At 73.3% G+C, this 4,891-nt stretch carries 5 protein-coding genes; 1 reads left to right on the top strand and 4 read right to left on the bottom strand.

Annotation, left to right across the window (positions count from 1 at the left end):
• Positions 1 to 1,438, bottom strand: a 1,438-nt coding sequence (hutH, locus tag DZF91_RS28310; protein ID WP_117360176.1) for a histidine ammonia-lyase, incomplete at its 3' end; no start/stop codon positions are given.
• 91 nt (positions 1,439 to 1,529) lie between these two features.
• Between hutH and DZF91_RS28305 the strand changes: the two genes are divergently transcribed.
• Positions 1,530 to 2,321, top strand: coding sequence for an IclR family transcriptional regulator (locus DZF91_RS28305; RefSeq protein WP_117360175.1), 792 nt, complete (start codon positions 1,530 to 1,532; stop codon positions 2,319 to 2,321).
• Between the two features lie 87 nt (positions 2,322 to 2,408).
• Here DZF91_RS28305 and DZF91_RS28300 read toward each other — a convergent pair whose 3' ends face one another.
• The 3 genes from DZF91_RS28300 to DZF91_RS28290 are packed head-to-tail and all read right to left on the bottom strand — an operon-like array spanning position 2,409 to position 4,803.
• Positions 2,409 to 3,332 carry an ABC transporter substrate-binding protein gene (locus tag DZF91_RS28300; protein ID WP_117360174.1) on the bottom strand — a complete coding sequence of 308 codons (924 nt, stop codon included), beginning with the start codon at positions 3,330 to 3,332 and terminating at the stop codon, positions 2,409 to 2,411.
• A gap of 38 nt (positions 3,333 to 3,370) precedes the next feature.
• Positions 3,371 to 4,057 carry an ABC transporter permease gene (locus DZF91_RS28295; protein WP_117360173.1) on the bottom strand — a complete coding sequence of 229 codons (687 nt, stop codon included), beginning with the start codon at positions 4,055 to 4,057 and terminating at the stop codon, positions 3,371 to 3,373.
• The gene (locus DZF91_RS28290) at positions 4,054 to 4,803 is read right to left on the bottom strand and encodes an ABC transporter permease (RefSeq protein ID WP_117360177.1); all 750 of its coding nucleotides are present in this window, start codon (positions 4,801 to 4,803) and stop codon (positions 4,054 to 4,056) included. The genes DZF91_RS28295 and DZF91_RS28290 overlap by 4 nt, the downstream gene beginning before the upstream one ends.
• Positions 4,804 to 4,891 lie beyond the last annotated feature (88 nt).

Here is a 4,891-nt window from a genome sequence, read left to right as displayed (position 1 = left end):
GGCCGGGCACCCGCTCGCGCAGCCTCGCGACGACCGCGCCCGTCGCCGGGCCCGGCCGCAGCGGCGACCGCAGCTCCAGCGCCCGGGCCGCCGCCATGATCTCGATGGCGACGACCTGGGTCAGGCCGTCCACCGCCTTGCGCAGCTTGCGCGCGGCGTTCCAGCCCATCGACACGTGGTCCTCCTGCATCGCCGAGCTCGGGATCGAGTCGGCCGAGGACGGCACCGCGTGCCGCTTGAGCTCGCTGACGATCGCCGCCTGCGTGTACTGGGCGATCATGAGGCCGGAGTCCACGCCCGGGTCGTCGGCGAGGAACGCCGGCAGCCCGAACGAGCGGGCCTTGTCGAGCAGCCGGTCGGTGCGCCGCTCCGACATCGACGCGACGTCGGCGGTCGGGACGGCCAGGAAGTCCAGCACGTACGCGATCGGCGCGCCGTGGAAGTTGCCGTTGGACTCCACGCGCCCGTCCGGCAGCACGACCGGGTTGTCCACGGCCGAGGCCAGCTCGCGGGACGCGACCAGCTCGGCGTGCGCGAGGGTGTCGCGCGCCGCGCCGTGCACCTGCGGGGCGCAGCGCAGCGAGTAGGCGTCCTGGACGCGGGTGCAGTCCGGGCCGCGGTGCGACGCCATGATCGCCGAGTCGGCGAGCAGCGACCGCAGGTTCGCGGCCGAGAACCCCTGGCCCGGATGCGGCCGGAGCGCCTGGAGGTCGGCGGCGAACACCCGGTCGGTGCCGAGCAGCGCCTCGACGGTCATCGCGGCGGCGAGGTCGGCGGCGGTGAACAGCCTCCGCAGGTCGTGGATGGCCATGACCAGCATCCCGAGCATGCCGTCGGTGCCGTTCAGCAGGGCCAGGCCCTCCTTCGCGCCGAGCGTGACCGGCCGGATCCCGGCCTCGGCCAGCGCGTCGGCGGCGTCCCGCAGCTCGCCCCCGGCGTCCCGGACCGGGCCCTCGCCGATCAACGCCAGCGCGCAGTGCGCCAGCGGGGCCAGGTCGCCGGAGCAGCCCAGGCTGCCGTGCTCGTGGACGACCGGGGTGATCCCCGCGTTCAGCAGCGCCGCGAACGCCCTGGCGGTCTCGGGCTGCACGCCCGTCCGGCCGGTCGCGAGGGTGTGCAGGCGCAGCAGCATCAGCGCCCGGACGACCTCCCGCTCGACCTCCGGACCGGACCCGGCCGCGTGCGAGCGCACGATGTTGAGCTGGAGCTGCGCGCGCAGCTCCGGCGCGATGTGCCGGGTGGCGAGCGCCCCGAACCCGGTGGACACCCCGTAGACCGGCGTCGGACGGGAGGCCAGCTCCTCGATCGCGGCCCGCGACTCGGTGATCGCCTTCAGCGCCTCGTCGGTCAGTGCGACGCGCGCGCCGTCCCGGGCGACCGCCACGACCTCCGCGAAGGTCAGCGGTTCCGGTCCGACCTGGATCTGTGTGTCCCCCATGCCGAAACTCATACCCCCATTGCAGCGCCCGGATCGTCCCCCGGCGACCCGCGCGGGCCGCCTACTGTCTCGGATACGAGACAATGAGCGGATGACCACGAACGCGGGCGCGGGCGCGGGGGGCGGGCAGGTTCCGGCGGCGCGCCGGGCGCTCGCGGTGCTCCGGCTGCTCGCCGAGTCGGCGGGGCCGCTGCCCGCCTCCGCCATCGCCGGACGCCTCGGGCTGCCCCGGTCGTCCACCTACCACCTGCTCACGGCCATGGCCGAGGACGGCTTCGTCTCCTACGTCCCGGAGGACCGCCGCTGGGGCCTCGGCGTCGCGGCGTTCGAGATCGGCTCGGCCTACCTCCGGCACGGTCCCCTCGAACGCCTCGCCCGCCCCCTGCTGCGCCGCCTGGTCGACCGCACCGGCGACGTCGCCCAGCTCGGCGTCCTGCACGGCGCCGAGGTCCTCTACCTGCTGAAGGAGCAGCCCGCCCGGGTCCAGGCGCCGCTGGTCACCGACGTCGGCGTCCGGCTGCCCGCCCAGCTCACCGCCAGCGGCCTGTCGATGCTCGCGCACCTGCCCGCCGCCCAGGTCCGCGCCCTGTTCCCCGGCCCGCTCGTGGACCGCACCGGCCGCGGCCCGGCGTCCCTGCGCGAGCTGCGCCGCGTCCTGGCCGCGGACGCCCGACGCGGCTGGTCCGCCGAGGACGGCCAGGTCACCGAGGGGTTCGCGTCCATCGCCGCCTGCTCGTTCGACCACACCGGCCATCCCACGGCCGCGATCACCGTCACGTTCCGCCGCGAAACCCGTCCGGACGACACCTGGCCCGACCTCGCCGCCGAGGTCCGCCGCACCGCCGCCGACCTCACCACCCGCCTCGGAGGCCGCTCCCCCTGACGACCGAGGAAGACGAAGCCCGGCCGCCTGTCAGGCAGGCGGCCGGGCTTCGTTCGATCATCCCCGCACGGGCGGGGAGGCGCGTTCTCAGGAGGTGATTCCGGCCTTCTTCAGCCAGTCCTTGGCGACGTCGCGCGGCTCGGCCTTGTCCACGGACATCTTGCTGTTCATGTCGAGGAGGTCCTGGGTGGTGAGCTTGGCCGCGATCGCGTTGAGAACGCCCTGGGCGTCCGCGTTGACCTTGGCGCGGTAGATCAGCGGAGTGACGTTCTGAGCAGGGAAGACGTTCTTCGGGTCTTCCAGGGCGACGAAATTGTTCTTGGTGATCGCGGCGTCGGTGGAGAAAAGGTTCGCAGCCTGGATCTGGCCCTGCTTCAGGCGCGCTACGGTGATCGGACCGGCGGTGTCCAGGGACTTGAACTCCTTGAACTCCAGGCCGTACTTCTGCTTGATGCCGACCAGGCCGGAGACGCGGGTCTTGAACTCCGACGGGCCGCCGAAGACGATCGTCCCGGCGATCGGCTTGAGGTCGGCGATCGTCTTCAGGTGGTTCTTGTCGGCCGTCTCCTTGGTGACCACGACCGAGTCCTTGTCCTCGGCCTTGGCCGAGTCGAGGACGCCGAGCGAGGACGGCAGCTTCTGGCCGAGGGCCGAGTTCACGTCCGCCGTGGTGGCGGCGGTCGCCTTCGGGTCCACGTGCAGCAGCAGGTTGCCGTTGTACTCGGGGACGATCGCGAGCTGGCCGGACTCGATGGCCTTGAAGTACGCCTCGCGCGTGCCCGCCACCTTGGTCTCGGCCTTGATGCCCTTGGCGCTGAGCGCCTGGGCGTAGACCTCGCCGAGGGCCTGGCTCTCCGGGAAGTCGGCGGTGCCGACGACCAGCGTGCCGCCGCCACCGCCACCGCCGCCGGACGAGCCGCCGAGCGGGTCCTTGTCGCCGCCGCCACCGCAGGCCGACAGCGCCAGCGCGCCCACGAGCAGCACGGCGGCACCGCGCATCTTGGAGAACATCTCAAACAGTCCTTTCGGCAGGAACTCAGGGAGTGAGGTCAGGAGGGGCGCCGCAGGCCCGGCGAGACCGCGAGCCGGCGCAGCAGGGCGAACACGAACTGGATGAGGAAGGCGAGCAGGATGACCAGGATCGCGCCGCCCGCGGTGCTCGGGTACTCCTGCCGCTTGAGGCCGTCCACGATGAACCGGCCGAGCCCGCCGAGCCCGACGTAGGCCGCGATGGTCGCGGTGGAGACGATCTGGATCGCGGCGGTCCGCAGCCCGAGCAGCACCAGCGGCAGCGCCACCGGGGCCTCCACCCGCCACAGCACCTGGGTGCCGGTCATGCCCATGCCCTCCGCCGCGTCCCGGAGCTGCGGCTCGACCTGCTGGACGCCGGTGTAGGCGTTCACCAGGACGGGCGGGATCGCCAGCACGATCAGCGGGACGAGCGTCGGCACCAGGCTGGACGAGGTGACCAGCACGGCCAGGATCAGCAGGCCGAGGGTCGGCAGCGCCCGCGCGCCGTTGGCGGACGCGATGACCGAGAAGCCGAAGAACGAGGCGGTCCTCCCGCGCCGGACGTGCCCGAGCAGCAGCCCCAGCGGCAGCGCGATCGCGACGGTGATCGCGAAGGCGACGCCGGAGTACCAGAGGTGCTCGGCGAGCCGGTGCGGGATGCCGTCGGCGCCGTGCCACTGCTGGCCGTGGAAGAACCACTTGATCGCGTTGAGGATGGCGTTCACAGGGCGGCCTCCTCGGGCTGGGCGAGCTGGGCGCGGGCGGCGCGGCGGGCCGCGCGTTGACCGCTGCCCGCCCTGGCCCACGGCGTCAGCAGCCGCTGGACGAGCAGCAGCAGGGCGTCCGCGACGAGCGCGAGCGCGATGATCAGCGCGATGCCGACCACGATCGGGGTGGTGAAGTCGCGGTTGAAGCCGTCGGTGAACAGGTCGCCGAGGCCGCCGACGCCGATCAGCGCGCCGACCGAGACGAGGCTGATGTTGGAGACGGTCGCGACCCGCAGGCCCGCCATCACCACCGGCACGGCGATCGGCAGCTCGACCTGGACGAGCCGCCGCAGCGTGCCGAAGCCCATCGCGGTGGCCGCCTGCCGGACGTGCTCGGGCACCGAGTCCATGCCGTCCACGACGGCCGGGACCAGCACCGACAGGGTGTAGAGCGTCAGCGGGATGATCACGGTGGTGCGGGTCAGGCCGGTGAAGGCGACCAGCACGACGAACAGCGCGATCGCCGGGATGGCGTAGAGCACGCTGGTCAGCCCGACGACCGGCCCGTACAGCCAGCGGTGCCGGGCGCAGAGCAGGCCGACCGGCAGCGCCACCGCGAGCCCGAGCAGCACCGGCACGATCGACAGGACCAGGTGGTCGTTGAGGTGCCGGATGATGATGTCGGAGTTGCGGCCGATCCAGTCCCAGCGGACCAGCGGCTCCCCGGAGTCGCCGACCGCGAGCGCGGAGAGGCGGGCGCTCACCGCGCTCACCGCTCGCCCGCCGCCGCGGCCTCGCCGTCCTGCGGCGGGTCCGCCGGTTCGGCCCGGGGGACGGGCCCGGAAGCGGGCG

The sequence above is a fragment of the Actinomadura logoneensis genome (assembly GCF_003428695.1).
GTDB lineage: Bacteria > Actinomycetota > Actinomycetes > Streptosporangiales > Streptosporangiaceae > Spirillospora > Spirillospora logoneensis.
The sequence above is the reverse complement of the archived record's forward strand: the minus strand, read 5'-3'. Positions and strand labels throughout refer to the sequence as shown.

Coding starts and splice junctions, on each gene's coding strand:
- DZF91_RS28305 (WP_117360175.1), top strand. CDS start 1,530: ATGACCACGAACGCGGGCGCGGGCGCGGGGGGCGGGCAGGTTCCGGCG.
- DZF91_RS28300 (WP_117360174.1), bottom strand. CDS start 3,332: ATGTTCTCCAAGATGCGCGGTGCCGCCGTGCTGCTCGTGGGCGCGCTG.